Here is a 17,962-nt window from a genome sequence, read left to right as displayed (position 1 = left end):
GCAATGGCGAAGCTGGATGCGCGGCGGGTCGGCGCCTTCCTGGCCGATCCCGGCGCCTGCCGCGTGGCGCTGCTGCATGGCGACGATCCCGGCCTGATCCGCGAGCGCTGCGAGGCGCTGATCCGCAGCGTGACGGAAGGCGATGCGCTCCGCCTGGTCGAGGCGGGGCGGGAGATGCTGCGTGCCCCTACCGCCCTGGCGAACGAGGCGGCGAGCATGCCGCTGACTGGCGGCCGCGTGCTGGTGCGGCTGCGCGATGCCGGCGATGGGAAGCAGGTGCTGGATGCCGCCAAGGCGGCGCTGGCCGCGAAGGGTCCGGGCCTGGTGGTGATCGAGGCGCCGGAGCTCCGGACCTCCGCCGCGCTGTTCAAGGCGGTGGAGGCTTCGCCGGCCGGCGCGGTGATCGCCTGCTACCGGGAGAGGGGCGCGGAGCTGGGCGCCTCGATCGGGCGAATCCTGCAGGAGCTGGGCGTGAGCGCCGAGCCCGTGGCCGTGGAATGGCTGGTGCAGCGGCTGGGCGAGGATCGGATGCTGCTGCGACGGGAGCTGGAGAAGCTGGCGCTGTTCGTTGGGCCAGGCGGGAAGGTGACGCCGGAGGCGGCGGTGGCCTGCGTGGCGGAAGGCTCGGCGCTGGACCTGGAGGAAGCGCTGATCGCGGCCATGGCGGGGGAGGTGGCGGTGGCCGACAAGGCGCTGGACACCGCCTTCGCCGAGGGCGCCAATGCCGTGCAGGTGGTCCGCGCGGCGCTGCGCCATGTGCAGCGGCTGCATATTGCGGCGCTGGCCGTGGCGGCGGGTGCCGCGCCCATGGGCGCGCTGGAGGCGTTGCGGCCGCCGGTATTCTTTCGCCACAAGCCGATGATGGAGCGTGCGCTGCGGGTCTGGCGTCCCGAGGCGCTGGAAGCCGCCGGCACGGCGCTGCTGGAGGCGGAGCGCCGCACCAAGACGACGGGTCTTCCCTCGGTCGTGGTCGCCCGTAGCGCGGTGACCGGCCTAGCGCGCCAAGCCGCCGCCCGGCGTTAGATCCGAGGGAACTGGAAGAGGGCCCCTGGGAGAATCCGTGACCCTGGATGCCTAGGGGTTCAGAAGCCGGATCAGCCCATCGAGCTGATCCAGGTCCCGATAGGCGATGGTGACCTGCCCGCCCCGGTCGCCATGCTTGATGCTGACCTTAAGCCCAAGCCGGTTCGACAGATCCTTCTCCAGCGCCATCGTCTCGGGAGCCGGCTGGGGCTTGCCGGCGGGGTCGCGCGGCTTGCTGGCGACCAGCGCTTCGGTCTGCCGGACATTCAGGCCGCGATCCACGACCTGGAGGGCCAGGGTTTCGGCGTCAGGCGAGGTGAGCAGCGCCCGGGCATGGCCGGCCGTCAGGGCACCGTCGCGCAGCAGTTCCCGCACCCGGTCGGGCAGCGCCAGCAGGCGGAGGGTGTTGGCGACATGGCTCCGGCTCTTTCCCACCGCCTGGCCGAGCTGGTCCTGGGTGAGGCCGAATTCGTCGGTGAGGCGGCGAAAGCCCTCGGCTTCCTCCAGCGCGTTCAGGTCCTGCCGTTGCAGGTTCTCGACCAGCGCGGCCGCCATGGCCTGACGGTCATCGAGGTTGCGTAGGACGACCGGCACCTCATGCAGCTGCGCCAGCTGTGCGGCCCGCCAGCGGCGCTCGCCGCCGATGATTTCGTAGCGGCCAGGGGCGCCCGGGCGGTCGCGGACAAGGATCGGCTGGAGGACGCCATGTTCCCGGATGCTGTCGGCCAGTTCCTGCAGCGGGCCCTGGTCGATCGGACCGCGTGGCTGGAAGGGACCCGGCTCGATCAGTTCGATCGGCAGGGTGCGGATCCCCTCCGATGCCGGCTGGGCCGGCGTTTCCACTGGCGGAACCTCGCCCAACAGGGCGGACAAGCCGCGGCCCAGGCGGAGAGGCTTCTTGGCGCCGCTCATGCGCGCTGCTGCCGGCGCAGGACCTCGGCGCCCAAGGCGGCATAGGCCTGCGCGCCGGGTGAGCGCGCGTCGTAGAGGCTGACCGGCAGGCCGTGCGACGGGGCCTCGCTGATGCGGATGTTCCGCGGGATCACGGTTTCGAACACCTTGTCCTTGAAGAAGCCACGCACATCCTGGGCGACCAGTTCGGACAGGTTGTTCCTGCGATCGTACATGGTCAGCAGGATGCCTTCCAGGGCAAGGGCTGGGTTCAGGGCTCTGCGCACCCGCTCGATGGTCTGGGTGATCTGGCTCACGCCTTCCAGGGCGAAGAATTCGGTCTGCAGGGGCACCAGGACGCTGTGGGCAGCGACCAGCGCGTTCAGCGTCAGCAGGCCGAGCGAGGGCGGGCAGTCCAGCAGCACATAGTCGAACCCGGCGATGAGGGCCGGATCGGCGGCAAGGGCGGCGCGCAGGCGGCGTTCCCGGTCCTCCAGCGCCACGAGCTCGACTTCTGCCCCGGCCAGGTCCGAATCGGCCGGGACGAGGTGGAGGTTGGGCACCGGGGTGGGGCGGAGGAGTTCCTCCAGGGGCCGACCATCCACGAGAAGCGCATAGCTGCCGGCACCCCGCTCGGCCCGGTCGATGCCCAGGCCGGTCGAGGCGTTGCCCTGCGGGTCCAGATCGATGAGGAGAACCTTGTGTCCACCCGCCAGGACGGTGGCAAGATTGATGGCCGTGGTCGTCTTGCCGACGCCGCCTTTCTGGTTGGCGAGGGCAATGATGCGGGGCTTGGCCCGGTCAGGTGGTGGGGCCGGCAGGGCGAATCTCACTAAGTCGGAGGATGATGGCTTGGGGGTCGGTTCGGCTCGGGAACCGCTCGGTCCGCATGTTCCAGGCGCGGGCGGCGTCCGTCAATTCCTGTTCGGCCGTCCGGCCCTTGGGGAAGAGCGCAACGCCGCCTGGTGCCAGCAGGCGATGGGCATGGGCAAGGAGGTCGGGAAGAGGGGCAAGAGCACGGGCAGTGACAACGGCTGCCGGGGGCAAGGTGACGGCATCGATGCGGGCAGGATGCACCCTGACCCTTGCGAGGCCAAGGCTCCGCGCCGCCTCGATCAGGAAGGCGGATTTCCGCCGATCCGATTCCACGAGATGGGTGTCGCGCCCCGTGGCCAATGCCAGCAGCAGCCCGGGGAAGCCCGCGCCGGACCCAAGGTCCACCAGCGGGCCGTCACCCTCCGGAACCAGCGGCGCGAGTTGGAGCGAATCGAGCACATGGCGATGCCAGATCGCTTCGACCTCGCGCTCGGCGGTCAGGTTGATGCGCGTGTTCCAGCGTTGCAGCAGGGCGATGAAGCTGCGGGCACGCTCCTCCGTTTCACGTGGAACATCCAACTGCCCCTGTTTCACGTGAAACGCGCCTCGATCCGCCGCAAATGGACCGCCAGGGCGGCGAGTGCCGCCGGGGTTATCCCCGGAACCCGGCCGGCCTTGCCCAGGGTGGTTGGCCGTGCCTTGTCCAGCCGCGACCGCATCTCGGCAGACAGGCCAGCCACCTCGGTAAAGTCGATGCCGGTGGGAATCGGCAATCGCTCCTCGCGCTCCAGCGCCCGCAACTCGGCCGCCTGCCGCTCGAGATAGGGGGCGTAGAGGGCCTGCGCCTGCAGCTCGGCGCGAACCCGGACGGGCAATTCCGGAAGCCAAGGGAACAGGCGATCCGCGGCGTCCCGCGTCATGGCCGGCAGTGCCAGGGCTTCGAAAGCGCTCCGCCAGCGGCCATCCTGGTTCAGCGGTACTCCACCAGCGGCATACCAGCTAGGTGAGCCCCCTTCCGCCCGGGCACGGGCCAGAGCGCCATAGAGGGCGGTTGCGAAGGATCGGTAGGCCTCCGCCCGCTCCGGTCCGACGACGCCCCAGGCAATGCCCCGTTCGGTCAGCCGCAACCCCGCATTGTCGGCGCGCAAGGACAGGCGGAACTCGGATCGGGCAGTCAGCATCCGGTAGGGCTCGGTGACGCCTTGCAGCACCAGGTCATCCACGAGCACGCCGGCATAGGCTTCGCTGCGGATCAGCACCGCATCAGGCTCTCCCCCGCCGGCGCGCTGCGCCGCGTTGATGCCGGCCAGCAGACCCTGTGCAGCCGCCTCTTCGTAACCGGTCGTGCCGTTGATCTGCCCTGCGAGGAACAGCCCCGGCGCCGTCCTGACCTCCAGCGTCGACCGGAGCGACCGTGGATCGACATGATCGTATTCGATCGCGTAGCCAGGTCGGACGATCTCCGCCCGCTCCAGCCCCGGGATGCTGGCGATCAAAGCGGCCTGCAACGCCTCCGGCAGGCTGGTGGAGATGCCGTTCGGGTAGACGGTGTGGCTGTCCAGCCCTTCCGGCTCCAGGAAGATCTGGTGATGCGTCTTGTCGGCGAACCGAACCACCTTGTCTTCGATCGAAGGGCAGTAGCGTGGCCCCACCCCTTCGATCCGTCCGCCATAGACGGCGGTGCGGTGCAGGTTGGCCCGGATCAGATCATGGGTCGCGGTCGTGGTCGCCGTGATGGCGCAGTCGACCTGCGGGTTGGCGATCCGCCGCGTCAGCCAGGACAGCGGCTCGGGCGGATCATCGCCGGGGTCGCGCTGCAGCGCCGCCCAGTCGATGGTCCGGCCGTCCAGCCGCGGCGGCGTGCCGGTCTTCAGGCGCGTCAACGGCAGGCCCAGGCGGCGGAGCGTCCCGGCAAGCCCGATCGACGGTGCTTCGCCCACGCGACCCGCAGGAATGCGCTGCTCCCCGATATGGATCACCCCGCGCAGGAATGTCCCGGTGGTGATGACCACGGCGCCAGCCCCGACGCAGCGCCCGGTCGCACCCACCACGCCCTGCACGCGCCCATCCGGCCCAACCAGCAAATCCTCCGCCGCTTCCGCCTCGATCGTCAGGTTGGCCGTCGCCCGCAGGAGCGCCTGGATGGCCTGGCGATAGAGCGCGCGATCGGTCTGCGCCCGTGGACCGCGCACCGCCGGGCCCTTGCTGCGGTTGAGGAGCTTGAAGTGGATCCCGGCCGCATCGGCGGCGCGGCCCATCAGGCCATCCAGCGCGTCCACCTCCCGCACCAAGTGCCCCTTGCCGACCCCGCCGATGGCCGGGTTGCACGACATCTCGCCAAGCGTCTCCACACGATGGGTCAGCAGCAAGGTCCGGGCGCCGCAGCGGGCCGCCGCAGCCGCCGCCTCGCAACCGGCATGGCCACCGCCCACCACCACCACGTCATAGGTCGCGTCGAACATGCCGGGCATATAGCGGCGCCGGCCGCGGCGACGAAGCCTCAGGCGATGCGGAAGCCGAGACCGTCCTGCCACATCATCGCGGCGAAGCGCGGGTCGGCCAGCAGGTCCGCCGCCGGCAGACCGCTCCGCTCCAGGGTGCCGCGCACTCCGGCCAGGCGGCTTTCATCCAGATGCGCCACCACGCCGCAGGAGATGCAGAAGCCAGCAACCCGGCCGATCCGGCTGGCGATCACCGTGCCGGGCGGCGCCGTCTCGGCGATGTTCTGGTCCACCAGCCAGACCTCGCCGCCGAGCAGCGCATCCTCCAGGATCAGCCCTTCCTCGGGGTGCCGGTCCAGCACCCGGAAGATGGAGACCCAGGCATGGGTCAGCGCATTCAGCACCAGCGCGCCCTCTCCCGGCAGCCGGGCATGCTGCTTCGCCACGCGGTCGATGGCGCGCGACCGTCCGGGCGGCGCGGTGTGGATCGCCAGGTCGAAGGCGAAGGCCAGTTCCTCGTCCGAGACTTGGCCCATCTCTTGGTCCAGCGTCAGGCCGAGGCGCCGCATCTGGTCCAGCACCTTCTCCTTCGGCGTGGCGCGCACCGCCAAATCCTGCAGCCGCAGGCGGGCCGCGGCACAGCGGGCATAGAAGTCGCGGATCTCGTCGCCGGTCAGCGCCATGGCGTCATTTCCCGATGCAGAATTCGCCGAAGACAAGGTCAAGCACCGCCTCCACGCCCACCCTGCCCGTGATGCGGCCGATGGCGCGCAGCGCCGCCCGCAGCGCTTCGGCCCGCAACTCCGGCAAGGGCGCGACGGCGATCTCCGCCAGCCATCCGGCGGCCTCGGTCAGGGCGGCCCGATGCCGCGGACGGGTCAGGGTGGCCTCGGCCCCGAGGCCGGCACGGGCGGTCGCTTCCTCCGCCAGCCTGGCACGCAGCGCATTCAGCCCCTCGCCCGTGACGGCGGACACCGGGATCGGCGCTAGCCCGCCGATGGTCGCCGGCGCCAGTGCCAGGTCCCGCTTGTTCACCACCACCAGCGTACCAGGCCTCACCCAGTCCAGCGTCCCGGCATCCGGCGCCTGGTCGGCGGCGAAGACCGCGAGGACGAGGTCGGCTTCCTCCGCCCGTCGGCGGGCGCGGCGGATGCCCTCGACCTCGATCTCATCCTCCGCCTCCCGCAGGCCCGCGGTATCGGCCAGGGTCACCGGCACGCCGGCCAGGTCGAGCCGCACCTCCACCACGTCGCGGGTGGTGCCGGCGCGGGCCGAGACGATCGCCGCCTCCCGCCCCGCCAAGGCATTCAGTAGCGAGGATTTTCCGGCATTGGGCGCGCCCAGGATGGCCACCAGCAGGCCTTCCCGCAGCCGCTCCCCGCGATGCGCATCTGCCAGATGCGACGCGATCTCCGCCCGCAGCGCTGCGGCGGCGCCGGCCACCGCATCGTCCAGGCCCTCGGGTAGGTCCTCATCCTCGAATTCGATGAAGGCTTCCTGCCGGGCCAGCAGGGCGGTGATCCGCGCCGCCCAGCCGCCATAGAGCGTGGCCAGCGCCCCCTCCGCCTGCCGCAGGGCCTGCCGGCGCTGGGCGGCGGTCTCGGCGGCGATCAGGTCGGCGATGCCCTCCGCGGCGGTCAGGTCCAGCCGGCCGTGCACGAAGGCGCGGCGGGTGAACTCGCCCGGCTCGGCCGGGCGGGCACCGGCGGCGACCAGGGCCTCGGCCACGCCGGCGATGACCGCCGGGCCGCCATGCAGATGCAACTCCGCGCTGTCCTCCCCGGTATAGCTGCGGGGTCCGGGAAACCAGAGCACCAGGGCCTGGTCCAGCACCTCGGCGGAGTGCGGGTGGCGCAGGCGGCGGAGGGAGGCCTGGCGTGGGGCGGGAAGCGCGCCGGCGAGCGCCCGGACGATGGCGGCCGTGCCGGGGCCGGACAGGCGGAGCACCGCAACGGCGGCACGCCCCGCGCCGCTCGCCAGGGCGAAGACCGTATCGTCGATCACCGGCGGCATGGATGGCGGCGCGGCAGCCGGCCGGGGAAGGGACGATCGCGGACCCTCGGCCCGCATCGGCCTCCCGGGCCGGCCGGGCGCGCCTTAGCCCTTCGGGACAACGTCCTTCTCGGTCAGCATGAGCCGCGGAACCCGCCCGCCCTGCCGCAGATGCGCTTCCAGGATCTCATCCACGTCGGCCGTGGTTTCCGGCCGGTACCAGACGCCTTCGGGGTAGATCACCAGCGTCGGGCCGAATTCGCAACGGTCCAGGCAGCCCGCCTGGTTCACCCGCACGCCCTCCAGCCCCAGTTCCTTCGCCCGCGCCTTCATGTAGTCCCGCAGCCGCTCGCTGCCGCGGGCAGCGCAAGACCCGCGTTTGTGCCCATCCGGGCGGCGATTGCAGCAGACAAAGACATGGGCACGGAAATAGGCGGGCGGATCGTCGGGATGCGGCGTGTCGGGCAAGGCTGCGTCTCTCCGTGGGCGGGACAGCGTCACCGGCCCGTCCCCTGGATGTAGCGATGCGCCGGGTCAGCGGCCAGGGTAGGCCGTCCGGCCGGTGGGCGGACGGGCCCGGCCGGTACGGCGCCGCTGCGTGGCGCCGGGGCAGCAGCCCACGCATCACGCGGACCGATCCCGGCGGCCGGCCGCCATGCCGGCCGGAACGCGGCAGGCCGGAGCCAAGGCGCCGACGGCACCGCAGGCATGGTGCGCCGCGCGCTTGACGATGGCCGCGCCCGGGTGTGCCATCCGCCGCCTGCATGCCCCATATCACGCTCCACACCCCGCTCGGCGAGCTCACGGTCTTCGAGGACCGGGGCGCTATCGTCGCTCTCGACTGGGGCCGCGGCGTCGGCCCCGATGACGCGGCGCCAACCCCGCTGCTGCAGGCCGCGGCCGCCCAGCTGCAGGATTACTTCGACGGGGTCCGCGCGACCTTCGACCTGCCGCTGGATCCCCAGGGCAGCACCTTCCGCCGCAAGGTCTGGGACGCGCTGTGCCGCATCCCGCCTGGCGAGACCCGCAGCTACCTGGACATCGCGCGGGACGTGGGGTGCCGGTCCGCCCGGGCCATCGGCCAGGCGAATGGCGACAACCCGATCCCGATCATCATTCCGTGCCACCGCGTCGTGGCCGCCGATGGCTCGCTGGGCGGCTATTCGGGCGGCGAGGGCGCGGCTACCAAGCGCTTCCTGCTCGCGCTCGAGGCCCGGTCCCGCACCGGCGCCGCGCCGGGCGAGCTTCCCCTTTCCTCCCCGCCGACCGGCGGGCAACACCAGGGACCCAACCGATGAACCATGCCATCCGCGTCCATGAGCACGGCGGCCCCGAGAAGCTGGTCTGGGAGGAACTGCCGAAGCCCGAGCCGAAGCCGGGCGAGGTGCGCATTCGCCAGCACGCGGTCGGGCTGAACTACATCGACGTCTATTTCCGCACCGGCCTCTACAAGGCGCCGTCGATGCCCGTGACCATCGGCATGGAGGGCGCGGGGGAGGTGGATGCGGTCGGCGACGGCGTGACCGAGTTGAAGGTCGGCGACCGCGTCGCCTATGCCGGCGCGCTGGGCGCCTATGCCGAATACCGCTGCGCCCCGGCCGAGAAGCTGGTGAAGATCCCCGACGGCATCGACTACACCCAGGCTGCGGCGATGATGCTGCAGGGCATGACGGCGCAGTTCCTGGTCATGCGCACCTATGCGGTGAAGAAGGGCGACACCATCCTGGTGCATGCCGCGGCCGGCGGCGTCGGCAGCATCCTGGTGCAATGGGCGAAGCACCTGGGCGCGACCGTGATCGGCGTGGTCTCGACCGCCGAGAAGGCGGCGCTGATCCGCGACCTGGGCGCCGACCACGCGCTGCTGACCAGCGACAACATCCCGGCGAAGGTGAAGGAGATCACCGGCGGGGCGATGCTGCCCGTGGTCTATGACAGCGTCGGCAAGGACACCTTCATCACCTCGCTCGACTGCCTTCGCCCCTTCGGCCTGATGATCACCTACGGCAATGCCTCCGGCCCCGTGACCACCGACCTTGGCGTCCTGGCGGCCAAGGGGTCGCTCTATGTCACGCGCCCGACGCTGAACACCTATACTGCGAAGCGGGAGGACCTGGTGGCGACCGCCAACGACCTGTTCGCCGCGGTCACGTCGGGCGCGGTGCGTATCGCGGTCAACCAGACCTTCCCGCTGAAGGACGCGGCCGAGGCGCATCGGGCACTGGAATCCCGCAAGACCACCGGCAGCACGGTGCTGTTGCCGTAACGGGCCCGGCGTCGAGGGCGATCGGCCGGATCTGATCCGGCCGGAAGAATTCCGGCGCTTTCCCTGCCCATGGACAAGCTGCAGCAGCTCCAGGTGTTCCGGCGGGTGGTGGAGACGGGGAACATCACCCGCGCCGCCCGTGACCTGGCGATGAGCCAGCCCAGCGTCAGCCGCATCGTCGGGGAGCTCGAGCAGCGGCTCGGCGTGCCGCTGCTGCTGCGCTCGTCGCGCGGGCTTTCCACCACCGATGCCGGCGCCGCCTTCCACCTGGAAGCCGTGCGCATCCTGGACGCGCTGGAGGAGGCGGAGGCGAATGCCCGCGGCCTGCAGGGGGCGCCCACCGGCCTCGTCCGCATCTCCTGCGTCGCGTCCTTCTACAATGCCGTCGTCATGCCCTGGCTGGCGCCCTTCCTGGCGACGCATCCCGGGCTGGCGGTGGAGGCGCGGCTGCAGTCCAAGGCGGTGGACTTGGTCGAGGAGGGGATCGACCTTGGCATCCGCATCGGCCCGATCCGCCAGCAATCGCTGATCGCGCGGCGGCTGGGGCGGGTCGATTTCGCGCTCTTCGCCGCGCCCGCCTATCTCACGCGGGCCGGCCTGCCGGAAACGCCGGAAGACCTGGCGCAGCACGAATTCTGCATCCTGCGCGGCCCCCGCCCGAACGACATGCTGATGCTGGAAGGCCCCGAAGGCGCGACCGCGGCCGTGGCGATGCATGGCCGCTTCGCCGCGGATGCGATCGAATCCACCCAGGTGGCGGCCGAAGCGGGACTCGGCCTCGCGCTGCTGGCACCCTGGAGCGTGATGGGCCAGGTGGCGACCGGCCGGCTGGTGCCGGTGCTGCCGGGCTGGCGGGCGGAACCGCGGGAAGTGCACGCCGTCTGGCCCGGCGGCCGGGCGCTGTCGCGGCGGGTGCGCGCGGTGCTGGACCTGCTGGTGGAGAAGGCGGCGGCCGAGCCGCGGCTGCGGGCGCGCTGAGCGGTCGCGTGGTGCGCCCGGAGCATCCGGCCTGGCACCGTGCCGCGGGCAGCGCCGCGGCCTTCGGCGCCGAAGGCCGGCCGCCGCCGGGCGCCGCGCTCAGCCGGGGGGCAGGACGAAGTACCGGTAGCGATAGGCTTCCGCGAGCCCCAGGCCGCGCTGCACCGCGCCGGATGCCGCGTTGCTGGCTGCCACCTGGGCGTAGAGCGTGGTCGCGCCCCGTGCCCGGCCCCAGGCGGCCGCGGCACGGATCAGCCGGGCGGCCAGCCCGCGGCGCCGGCAGTCCGGCCGCGTCGCCAGGTCGAAGACGCCGCAATGGTCCCCATCCGCCACGGTGAAGAGGCAGGCGGCGTCCACCCCGCCATCTCGCAGCACCAGCCAGGCGGCCGGCGCCGCCAGGAATTCCGGGTTCCGCAGCTTCTCCGCCTGCCGCAGCGAGGTCTGGTATTCGGCGGTGCCGACCAGCCCCATCCAGGCCGCGGTCGGCCCGGCCTCGTCCCGAACCGCCGGGTCGTCCGCCGCCACGCCGCCGATCGCGCCGGCGAAGACGATGGTGGGGTCCGGGTCGGCCCGGTGCCCGAGCGCCAGCAGCGCCTCCTCCAGCCCAGGCGGGCTCAGCGGGGTGGAGCGGAAGCGGCTGGGCAGGCCGAGCGCGTGGTAGCGCGCCGCGATGCGGGCGACGCGGTCCGCCAGCAGCGGGTCCGGCGAGGGGTCCAGGGCGCAGCAGGAATTCGCCCGCCCCGTGCCGCCCAGGAAGGCCTTCATCACGAAGGGCCCGTCCCAGCCATGGCGCGGCGCGGGCAGGGCGGTGAGGCAGGCGCGTTCCAGCCCGGCGACGGTCCAGGTCATGCCGGCGTCCCGCCATCCGCGGCCAGCCGCCGGACGGCGTCGCGGTAGGTCGCCTCGAACACCGCGTCCAGCGCCGGGTTCACGCCGCGCAGCCCGGCCGCGACGCGCCCGGCCCAGCCGACATATTCCAGCCGCCGCGCATGGTCCCAGCCCTTCGGCGGGCTGGCCGCGATGGCGCGCAGGTTGGAGATCTTGTCGGCCAGCTTGAGCTGCTTCGCGGCGTCCGACTTCTTCGGCCCGTTGCGCACCTGCAGGCCCTTGCGGACCTCCTTCGGCAGGGACTTGTCGTCCGAGACCTCGGCGACGATGCCGGCGACCTCGGCGCCGAAGGCGGCCTCGATCTGCGCCAGGGTGCAGGGCTCCGGGTCCTCGTCGCTGTCCTCCACCGTGTCGTGCAGCAGGGCGGCGATGATGGCGGCCGGCGGGGCGGCATGGGCGGCGAGGATCTCCGCCACCTCCAGCACATGGTTCACATAGGGCTCGGCCGCCGCGCCCTTGCGGCGATGGGTGGCGTGCACCCGGGCGGCGAAGACGGCGGCGCGGAGGATGCGGGCGAGGTCGGTCTCGGTGGGCGTGTGGCTGTCCATGGTGGCCTGACTGTCGGGGGTTGGAGGGGGAAAGGGAAGGGTTCGGGCGGGGCGGAATCCCGTTGCCAATGCGGCCCATGCCCAACAGGCAGGCATCTCAGCCCGCCTGGACCGCCGCCTTGGCCCACCGTCCCGCCATCCGCCGCTACCCGCCGAAGCCGGCGCCGCGGCTTGAGACGGACCTGAAGACCCTGGCCGATGCCGCCAACGAGGCGGCGCGGCGCGAAGCCGGGCAGTGGTTCTTCCTGATCACCATCATGATCACCGTCGCGGCCATCGTCGGGTCCACGACGCACCGCACGCTGCTGCTCGAGGAACCGGTCAAGGTTCCCTTCCTCTCGGTCGAGTTGCCGCTGCGCGGCTTCTACGGCGCTGCGCCGGCCATCTTCCTGCTGCTGCATTTCTACCTGCTCGCGCAGCTGCGGCTGATGGCGGACAAGCTGCGGCCCTTCCTCGACGCGGTCGAACAGGCGGCCGCGGGCGACCGGGCCGCCCGCAAACTCGCCCTCAAGCGGCTCGACAGCTTCTCGGTGCTGCAGCTGCTGGCGTCGGAACGCTTCGGCATCCCGCAGCTGCAGGTGCGGCTGATGGCCTGGACGACGCTGGTCGCGGCGCCTGTGCTGCTGCTGCTGTTCTTCCAGCTTCGCTTCCTGCCCTACCATGATCCGGTCGTTACCTGGTGGCACCGCATCCTGGTGCTGGCGGACATGGCGGTGATCTGGTGGCTCTGGCCCACCTATATCGGCCGCCTGCCCCGGCGCTTCTGGTACCTTGGTGCCCTGCGCTGGAGCTCCGCCGTGGCGGTGCTGCTCTTCTCCTGGGGCGTGGCGACCATCCCCGGCGAGGCGACGGAACTGCAGGGCCCGCTGCGGCCGCTGCGCGCGACGCTGTTCGACGGGCCGGTCGATCCGGTGACCCAGTCGCCGGTCAGCATCTTCTCCCGCCGCCTCGTCGTGCCCGACGAGGATTTCGTGCCGGAGGAGTAGGCGCCGCTGGCAAGCCTGTCGCGCACGCGCGTCCTGCGCGGGCGGGATCTGCGCGCGGCGGTGCTGGACCGGGTGGACCTGCGCAAGGCCGATCTCGCGGGCAGCCGGCTGGAGGGTGCCTCCCTGACGGGGGCAAGGCTGGATCAGGCCAGCTTCGACGGCGCCAATCTCCGCGGTGCCCGGCTGGATGGTGCCGTGCTGCGCGGGGCCAGGCTCGGTTGTGTCGGCGCCGCGATGCCCGCCCCCTGTGCCGTGCTCGAAGGGGCGGTGCTGGCGGGTGCCCAGCTCCAATCGGCGCATCTCGACGGGGCGGACCTCACGCGGGCGCGGCTGGACGGGGCGCAGATGCAGGCCGCTTCGCTGGACGGGGCGGTCCTGGCAAGCGCCTCGCTGGCCGACGCCCAGATGCAGGCGGCCTCCCTGCGGGGCGCGCGGCTGCACGGCGCCATCCTGGACCGGGCGCAGTTCCAGGGGGCGACACTGGAAGGCGCCGTGCTGCGCGCCGCGTCGCTGGCCGATGCCCAGATGCAGGGCGCGGACCTGAAGGGGGTGGACCTGTCGGCGACCCTCCTGCGGCGGACGCAGATGCAAGGGGCCGTGCTGCAGCGGGCGGTGCTGCGCTTCGCTTGGCTGGAGGACGCCCTGGTCATCGGCCTTCGCCTGCAGGATACCGAGTTGGAGGGAGTGCAGGCCGAGCGCCTTGACCTCGACGACCGGCCACCCTGCGAGACCTTCACGACCCAGGGACGCGGCTGCGTCCAGTTGCAGGCATGGATCGACTGGCGGGGGCGTGCCTTGTCCGTGGTGCCGAGGGGCCAGGCGCGCGACGCCGCCGCGGAGCGCCTGGGCCGGGTGGACTGGGGCATGCGGGCGACCCGGCCGGTGCTGCCCAGGCCGCCACCATCCCCGCTCGCTGTTGCCGAAGGGCTTGCAGTGCTGGGTTGCCTGCCCGATGGGGCGCCGCATGCCGCGCGGGCGCTGCTGCGGCAGATGACGCTGCCCGCCGGCGAGGCACGCCACCTGGACGGCCGGTCGGCGCTGCTGGCGCTCCGGTTGCTGGACCCGGCCTGCGCCGGCGCGGTCGGCCTGGACGCCGACGAGCGGGGGCGCCTTCGGGACCTTGCGTCGCGCGACCTGCCGTCCTGAGCAGGCCCGGACCCTGGCGGCCAGCGCCGCCAGGCATCGCCGCCGTCAGGTATTCATCGCCTCGAAGAAGTCGTTGTTGGTCTTGCTGTACTTCAGCTTGTCCAGCAGGAACTCCATCGAATCCTGAGTGCCCATCGGGTTCAGGATGCGCCGCAGCACCCACATCTTGGTCAGGGTGGCGCGGTCCACCAGCAGCTCCTCCTTGCGGGTGCCGGACTTGGTGATGTCGATCGCCGGGAAGGTGCGCTTGTCGGACAGCTTGCGGTCGAGGATGAGCTCCGAATTGCCGGTACCCTTGAACTCCTCGAAGATCACCTCGTCCATGCGCGACCCGGTGTCGATCAGCGCGGTGGCGATGATGGTCAGCGACCCGCCTTCCTCGATGTTGCGGGCCGCGCCGAAGAAACGCTTCGGCCGCTGCAACGCATTGGCGTCCACGCCGCCGGTCAGCACCTTGCCCGAGGAGGGGACGACCGAGTTGTAGGCGCGGCCCAGGCGGGTGATGGAATCCAGCAGGATGACCACGTCGCGCTTGTGCTCGACCAGGCGCTTGGCCTTCTCCAGCACCATCTCCGTCACTTGGACGTGGCGCGTCGCCGGCTCGTCGAAGGTGCTGGCCACCACCTCGCCCCGCACGGTGCGGGCCATGTCGGTCACTTCCTCCGGCCGCTCGTCGATCAGCAGCACCATCAGGAAGACGTCGGGGTGGTTCGCCGTGATGGACTTGGCGATGTTCTGCAGCATCACCGTCTTGCCGGTGCGCGGCGGCGCCACGATCAGCGCCCGCTGGCCCATGCCGATCGGCGCGATCAGGTCGATGACGCGGTGCGTGTAGTCCTTGGTGGGACCCTTCGCCACCGACTCGATGCTCTCGTTCTCCATCTTCAGCCGGCGCGTCGGATAGAGAGGCGTGAGGTTGTCGAAGTTGATCCGGTGGCGCAGCGCCTCCGGCGGCTCGAAATTGATGGCGTTGACCTTCAGCAGCGCGAAGTAGCGCTCGCCATCCTTCGGCGCGCGGATCTGGCCTTCCACCGTGTCGCCGGTGCGCAGGCCGAAGCGCCGCACCTGGGCGGGGGAGATGTAGATATCGTCCGGCCCGGGCAGGAAATTCGCCTGCGGGCTGCGCAGGAAGCCGAAGCCGTCCGGCAGGATCTCCAGCGTGCCTTCGCCGTAGATCGCCTGGTCGTTGTCCGCCAGTTGTTTCAGGATCGCGAACATCATGTCCTGCTTTCGCAGGGACGACGCGTTCTCGACCTGCAACTCCTCGGCGAAGGAGAGGAGGTCGGCGGGGCTTTTGGCCTTGAGTTCTGAGAGATGCATGGCGCTGTGCGTCCGAATGCGGGGAAGCGGAACCCTTCCCAGTAGGCCGGCGGCGGTGCGGAGAACCCGCGCGATGGCCCCGGCCGGTTCGCCTTGGCCATGAACGCAGCCCGCGATGGGCTGGGGCCGTTGGCCGGCGAAGTCCCGAGGAGAGGAGGGAGAGGGGCGGCGCGGCGCAAAGGCCTTGACCACCCCGAAGGGAGCGACGCGAACCTAGGGATCGCCCCGCGGCCCGTCAACCAGAGAGATGGCAACCGAAAATGGCAAGATCAAGGCCGGTCCCGCCCGCCCGGCCGATCAGAACGGCTTGACGATGACCATGATGACGATGCCGATCATCAGCAGCGTCGGCACCTCGTTCATTGCCCGCCAGTAGGTTTCGCTGCGTGGCCTTTCGCCCCGGGCCATCGCCTTGCGGTTGACGCTGAGGTGATGATGGAAGCCGGTCATGCCGATGACGGAAACAAGCTTCACGTGCCACCAGCCGGCCCGCCAGTCCACCACGCCCGGCGTCAGCACCAGCGTGATCCCCAGCAGCCAGACCGCGATCATCGCCGGGTTCATGATGGCGCGGATCAGCCGCCGCTCCATCCCGTCCAGCAGCGTGCTTTCCGGCCCGCCGGCCGGCACGCGGTAGTGGTTCACGAAGAGCCGCGGCAGGTACAGCAGCCCGGCCATCCAGGCGATGACGGCGATCAGGTGCAGCGCCTTCACCCAAGGGTAGGCGGGGGCGAGGAAGTCCAGCGTCACGCCAGGGTCTCCGTCAGCCCCAGCAGAAGGGGCAGGTCCTCCATCCGCGCGAAGGGCTCGGCGCCCACCGCCGCCAGCACAGCAGCATCCGTCTCCCGCGTCAGGCCCAGCACGCGGCAGCCGGCGGCGATGCCGGCGCGGCAGCCGATCAGGCTGTCCTCCACCACCACGCAGGCTTCGGCCGGCACGCCGCAGGCCGCTGCGGCGGCGCGGTACATGTCGGGCGCCGGCTTCGGCGCCGGCACGTCCTCGTAGCACAGCACCCGGTCGCCGAAGATGTCGGCGAAGCCCAGCCGGTCCAGCTTGGCCAGCAGCTCCGCCCGGGCGGAGTTGGACGCGACCGCCACCGGCAGCCCGGCTGCCGCCACCGCCCGCAGCGCCATGGCAGCGCCCGGCACCGGCTCCAGCTCGGCGGTCATGGCGGCGGCGATGCGGCGGGACAGGTCGTGCATCCAGCGCGCCGGCAGCGGGCCGACCCGCGCCTCTATCATCGGCAGCATGTCGGGCGCCGCCAGGCCAAGGAACTCCTCCCGCGCCTGCTCGGCGGTGAGCCGCCAGCCGCGCATGGTCAGGTCCTCGGCGACGATGCGGTTCACCAGCCCCTCGCTGTCGGCGAGGACGCCGTCGCAGTCGAACAGCACGGCGGCGGGGCGGCGGGTACGGGTCATGCGCGGCGGAGTGCCGGTTTTCACCGGGAAGCGCAATCGGGGGGATGCCCGCCCTTGCCGGGGCGGCTCAGGCCAGCGCGGAGACCCGGGTGCGGGCCTTCGCATGCGGGCAGTCGCCGAAGGCCTTCGGGCATTGCCGCGCGCCGGCATAGCTGCACAGGGCGCGGCCGCCGCCGCGGGCGGCCAGCACCAGGTCGCGCAGGGCCTGGATGAAGCCAGGGTCGCTGTTCTGGGCGGGGACGCGGAAATAGCCGGGCACGCCCAGCCGCTCCGCCTCCTCCCGGTACTCGACGTCCAGCTCCACCAGCGTCTCGGAATGCTCGGACACGAAGGCGATCGGGCAGACCAGCACCGCCACCTTGTCGTGCGCCGCCCGCTCCAGCTCGTCCTCCGTGCTGGGGCCGATCCATTTCTGCGGGGTCACCCGGGACTGGTAGCAGGTCACGTGGTCCAGCCCGTCCATGCCAAGCCGTTCCACCACCGCGGCGACGCTGCGCTCGACCTGCCACTGGTAGGGGTCGCCGGCCTTGACGATGCTTTCGGGCAGGCCGTGCGCGGAGAACAGGATCCGCAGCGGCACCTCCGGCGGCAATTCCGCCCGTGCCTTGTCCCAGGCCCCGCGCACCAGCGCCGCCGTGGCCGCGGCGAAGCCCGGATCGGAATGGTAGCAGCACAGCGTCGCCGTCGGCACGTCCAGCCCTGCCTTGCGCGCGGCGGCCTCCCAGGCGGCCAGGCTGCTGCCCGTGGTGGTGGTGGAGAATTGCGGATAGAGCGGCAGCAGCAGCACCTCCTCCGCCCCCCAGGCCGCCACCGCGCGGGCGGCCGCGTCGCTCATCGGGTGCCAGTACCGCATGGCGACGAAGCTGCGGTATTCCACCGCTTCCCCGGCCAGCATCGCATCCAGCGTGCGGCCCTGCTCCTCGGTCAGTTCCAGCAGCGGGGAGCGGCCGCCGAGGATCGCGTAGTTCTCCGACGCCGCCTTGGTGCGGCGGCGGGCGATCAGCCGGCCCAGCCAGGGCCGCACCCAGCCCGGCACCCGCAGGATGGCGGGGTCGAGGAAGAGGTTCTCGAGGAAGGGGCGCACGCTCTCCGGCTTGTCCGGCCCGCCCAGGTTGAACAGCACGATGGCGACCCGCGGGCGCGGCGCGCCCGGACGGTCCATGGTCTCGTCGGGCGGGCCGGCGGGCGCGGTCTGATCCATGGCGAATGCAGATGACATGCCAGCCCCCCAGGTCAAGGCCGCCGTGCCGGC

Annotated in this window: 19 protein-coding genes; 6 read left to right on the top strand and 13 right to left on the bottom strand. The window is 71.7% G+C overall.

The features are described 5' to 3' along the window. Positions 1–3 precede the first annotated feature (3 nt). Positions 4–1,023, top strand: coding sequence for a DNA polymerase III subunit delta (gene holA, locus E2C05_RS03060; RefSeq protein ID WP_133218124.1), 1,020 nt, complete (start codon positions 4–6; stop codon positions 1,021–1,023). 51 nt (positions 1,024–1,074) lie between these two features. On the opposite strand, the gene E2C05_RS03055 is transcribed toward holA, so the two are convergent. The 7 genes from E2C05_RS03055 to E2C05_RS03025 form a co-directional block, all read right to left on the bottom strand. Then, a complete protein-coding gene (locus tag E2C05_RS03055; RefSeq protein ID WP_133218123.1) occupies positions 1,075–1,935 on the bottom strand; it encodes a ParB/RepB/Spo0J family partition protein in 861 nt (286 codons plus the stop codon). Then, complete coding sequence (locus tag E2C05_RS03050) at positions 1,932–2,747, bottom strand: ParA family protein (RefSeq protein WP_240046537.1); 816 nt, start codon at positions 2,745–2,747, stop codon at positions 1,932–1,934. The genes E2C05_RS03055 and E2C05_RS03050 overlap by 4 nt, the downstream gene beginning before the upstream one ends. Continuing rightward, positions 2,716–3,324, bottom strand: coding sequence for a 16S rRNA (guanine(527)-N(7))-methyltransferase RsmG (rsmG, locus tag E2C05_RS03045; protein WP_192912406.1), 609 nt, complete (start codon positions 3,322–3,324; stop codon positions 2,716–2,718). Before rsmG ends, E2C05_RS03050 begins: the two co-directional genes overlap by 32 nt. After that, the gene (gene mnmG / locus E2C05_RS03040) at positions 3,321–5,192 is read right to left on the bottom strand and encodes a tRNA uridine-5-carboxymethylaminomethyl(34) synthesis enzyme MnmG (RefSeq protein WP_133218122.1); all 1,872 of its coding nucleotides are present in this window, start codon (positions 5,190–5,192) and stop codon (positions 3,321–3,323) included. The genes rsmG and mnmG overlap by 4 nt, the downstream gene beginning before the upstream one ends. 38 nt (positions 5,193–5,230) lie before the next feature. Further along, entirely contained in the window at positions 5,231–5,854 is a 624-nt protein-coding gene (locus tag E2C05_RS03035; protein ID WP_133218121.1) for a hypothetical protein, read from the bottom strand. 4 nt (positions 5,855–5,858) lie between these two features. Continuing rightward, on the bottom strand, positions 5,859–7,184 hold the full coding sequence (mnmE, locus tag E2C05_RS03030) for a tRNA uridine-5-carboxymethylaminomethyl(34) synthesis GTPase MnmE (RefSeq protein ID WP_133218120.1): 1,326 nt from the start codon (positions 7,182–7,184) through the stop codon (positions 5,859–5,861). 84 nt (positions 7,185–7,268) lie between these two features. Next, positions 7,269–7,631 (bottom strand): (2Fe-2S) ferredoxin domain-containing protein, encoded by a 363-nt coding sequence (locus tag E2C05_RS03025; RefSeq protein WP_133218119.1) that lies wholly within the window; start codon positions 7,629–7,631, stop codon positions 7,269–7,271. A 296-nt stretch (positions 7,632–7,927) separates the two neighbouring features. Here E2C05_RS03025 and E2C05_RS03020 point away from each other — a divergent pair, with 296 nt between their 5' ends. The 3 genes from E2C05_RS03020 to E2C05_RS03010 all read left to right on the top strand — a co-directional run bounded on the left by E2C05_RS03020 (position 7,928) and on the right by E2C05_RS03010 (position 10,404). Then, entirely contained in the window at positions 7,928–8,461 is a 534-nt protein-coding gene (locus E2C05_RS03020) for a methylated-DNA--[protein]-cysteine S-methyltransferase (protein WP_133218118.1), read from the top strand. After that, entirely contained in the window at positions 8,458–9,426 is a 969-nt protein-coding gene (locus E2C05_RS03015) for a quinone oxidoreductase family protein (protein ID WP_133218117.1), read from the top strand. The genes E2C05_RS03020 and E2C05_RS03015 overlap by 4 nt, the downstream gene beginning before the upstream one ends. Before the next feature lie 69 nt (positions 9,427–9,495). Further along, positions 9,496–10,404, top strand: a complete 909-nt coding sequence (locus E2C05_RS03010; RefSeq protein ID WP_133218116.1) for a LysR family transcriptional regulator — start codon at positions 9,496–9,498, stop codon at positions 10,402–10,404. A gap of 99 nt (positions 10,405–10,503) precedes the next feature. Here E2C05_RS03010 and E2C05_RS03005 read toward each other — a convergent pair whose 3' ends face one another. Together E2C05_RS03005 and E2C05_RS03000 are read right to left on the bottom strand one after the other, a co-directional pair. Then, positions 10,504–11,253, bottom strand: coding sequence for a GNAT family N-acetyltransferase (locus tag E2C05_RS03005; RefSeq protein ID WP_133218115.1), 750 nt, complete (start codon positions 11,251–11,253; stop codon positions 10,504–10,506). Continuing rightward, positions 11,250–11,840, bottom strand: coding sequence for an HD domain-containing protein (locus E2C05_RS03000; protein ID WP_133218114.1), 591 nt, complete (start codon positions 11,838–11,840; stop codon positions 11,250–11,252). The genes E2C05_RS03005 and E2C05_RS03000 overlap by 4 nt, the downstream gene beginning before the upstream one ends. Before the next feature lie 119 nt (positions 11,841–11,959). Here E2C05_RS03000 and E2C05_RS02995 point away from each other — a divergent pair, with 119 nt between their 5' ends. After that, on the top strand, positions 11,960–12,826 hold the full coding sequence (locus E2C05_RS02995; protein ID WP_133218113.1) for a hypothetical protein: 867 nt from the start codon (positions 11,960–11,962) through the stop codon (positions 12,824–12,826). A 6-nt stretch (positions 12,827–12,832) separates the two neighbouring features. Beyond that, positions 12,833–13,972, top strand: a complete 1,140-nt coding sequence (locus E2C05_RS02990; RefSeq protein ID WP_338045098.1) for a pentapeptide repeat-containing protein — start codon at positions 12,833–12,835, stop codon at positions 13,970–13,972. Positions 13,973–14,017: 45 nt separating this feature from the next. Here E2C05_RS02990 and rho read toward each other — a convergent pair whose 3' ends face one another. The 4 genes from rho to hemH all read right to left on the bottom strand — a co-directional run bounded on the left by rho (position 14,018) and on the right by hemH (position 17,911). After that, the gene (gene rho, locus E2C05_RS02985) at positions 14,018–15,292 is read right to left on the bottom strand and encodes a transcription termination factor Rho (RefSeq protein WP_133218111.1); all 1,275 of its coding nucleotides are present in this window, start codon (positions 15,290–15,292) and stop codon (positions 14,018–14,020) included. A 297-nt stretch (positions 15,293–15,589) separates the two neighbouring features. Continuing rightward, positions 15,590–16,042, bottom strand: a complete 453-nt coding sequence (hemJ, locus tag E2C05_RS02980; RefSeq protein WP_133218110.1) for a protoporphyrinogen oxidase HemJ — start codon at positions 16,040–16,042, stop codon at positions 15,590–15,592. Next, positions 16,039–16,710 carry an HAD family hydrolase gene (locus tag E2C05_RS02975; RefSeq protein ID WP_133218109.1) on the bottom strand — a complete coding sequence of 224 codons (672 nt, stop codon included), beginning with the start codon at positions 16,708–16,710 and terminating at the stop codon, positions 16,039–16,041. The genes hemJ and E2C05_RS02975 overlap by 4 nt, the downstream gene beginning before the upstream one ends. Before the next feature lie 67 nt (positions 16,711–16,777). Then, the gene (gene hemH / locus E2C05_RS02970) at positions 16,778–17,911 is read right to left on the bottom strand and encodes a ferrochelatase (RefSeq protein ID WP_240046535.1); all 1,134 of its coding nucleotides are present in this window, start codon (positions 17,909–17,911) and stop codon (positions 16,778–16,780) included. Positions 17,912–17,962 lie beyond the last annotated feature (51 nt).

It is taken from the genome of Paracraurococcus ruber, assembly GCF_004353985.1.
Taxonomy (GTDB): Bacteria; Pseudomonadota; Alphaproteobacteria; order Acetobacterales; family Acetobacteraceae; genus Paracraurococcus; species Paracraurococcus ruber.
Note: the sequence above shows the minus strand (reverse complement) of the source record. Positions and strands in the feature narration are given on the sequence as shown.

Bases quoted from the DNA above. Each gene is read 5' to 3' on its own strand.
- holA (WP_133218124.1), top strand. From the start codon at position 4: ATGGCGAAGCTGGATGCGCGGCGGGTCGGCGCCTTCCTGGCCGATCCC.
- E2C05_RS03055 (WP_133218123.1), bottom strand. From the start codon at position 1,935: ATGAGCGGCGCCAAGAAGCCTCTCCGCCTGGGCCGCGGCTTGTCCGCC.
- mnmG (WP_133218122.1), bottom strand. From the start codon at position 5,192: ATGTTCGACGCGACCTATGACGTGGTGGTGGTGGGCGGTGGCCATGCC.
- E2C05_RS03035 (WP_133218121.1), bottom strand. From the start codon at position 5,854: ATGGCGCTGACCGGCGACGAGATCCGCGACTTCTATGCCCGCTGTGCC.
- mnmE (WP_133218120.1), bottom strand. From the start codon at position 7,184: ATGCCGCCGGTGATCGACGATACGGTCTTCGCCCTGGCGAGCGGCGCG.
- E2C05_RS03020 (WP_133218118.1), top strand. From the start codon at position 7,928: ATGCCCCATATCACGCTCCACACCCCGCTCGGCGAGCTCACGGTCTTC.
- E2C05_RS03015 (WP_133218117.1), top strand. From the start codon at position 8,458: ATGAACCATGCCATCCGCGTCCATGAGCACGGCGGCCCCGAGAAGCTG.
- E2C05_RS03010 (WP_133218116.1), top strand. From the start codon at position 9,496: ATGGACAAGCTGCAGCAGCTCCAGGTGTTCCGGCGGGTGGTGGAGACG.
- E2C05_RS03005 (WP_133218115.1), bottom strand. From the start codon at position 11,253: ATGACCTGGACCGTCGCCGGGCTGGAACGCGCCTGCCTCACCGCCCTG.
- E2C05_RS03000 (WP_133218114.1), bottom strand. From the start codon at position 11,840: ATGGACAGCCACACGCCCACCGAGACCGACCTCGCCCGCATCCTCCGC.
- rho (WP_133218111.1), bottom strand. From the start codon at position 15,292: ATGCATCTCTCAGAACTCAAGGCCAAAAGCCCCGCCGACCTCCTCTCC.
- E2C05_RS02975 (WP_133218109.1), bottom strand. From the start codon at position 16,710: ATGACCCGTACCCGCCGCCCCGCCGCCGTGCTGTTCGACTGCGACGGC.
- hemH (WP_240046535.1), bottom strand. From the start codon at position 17,911: ATGGATCAGACCGCGCCCGCCGGCCCGCCCGACGAGACCATGGACCGT.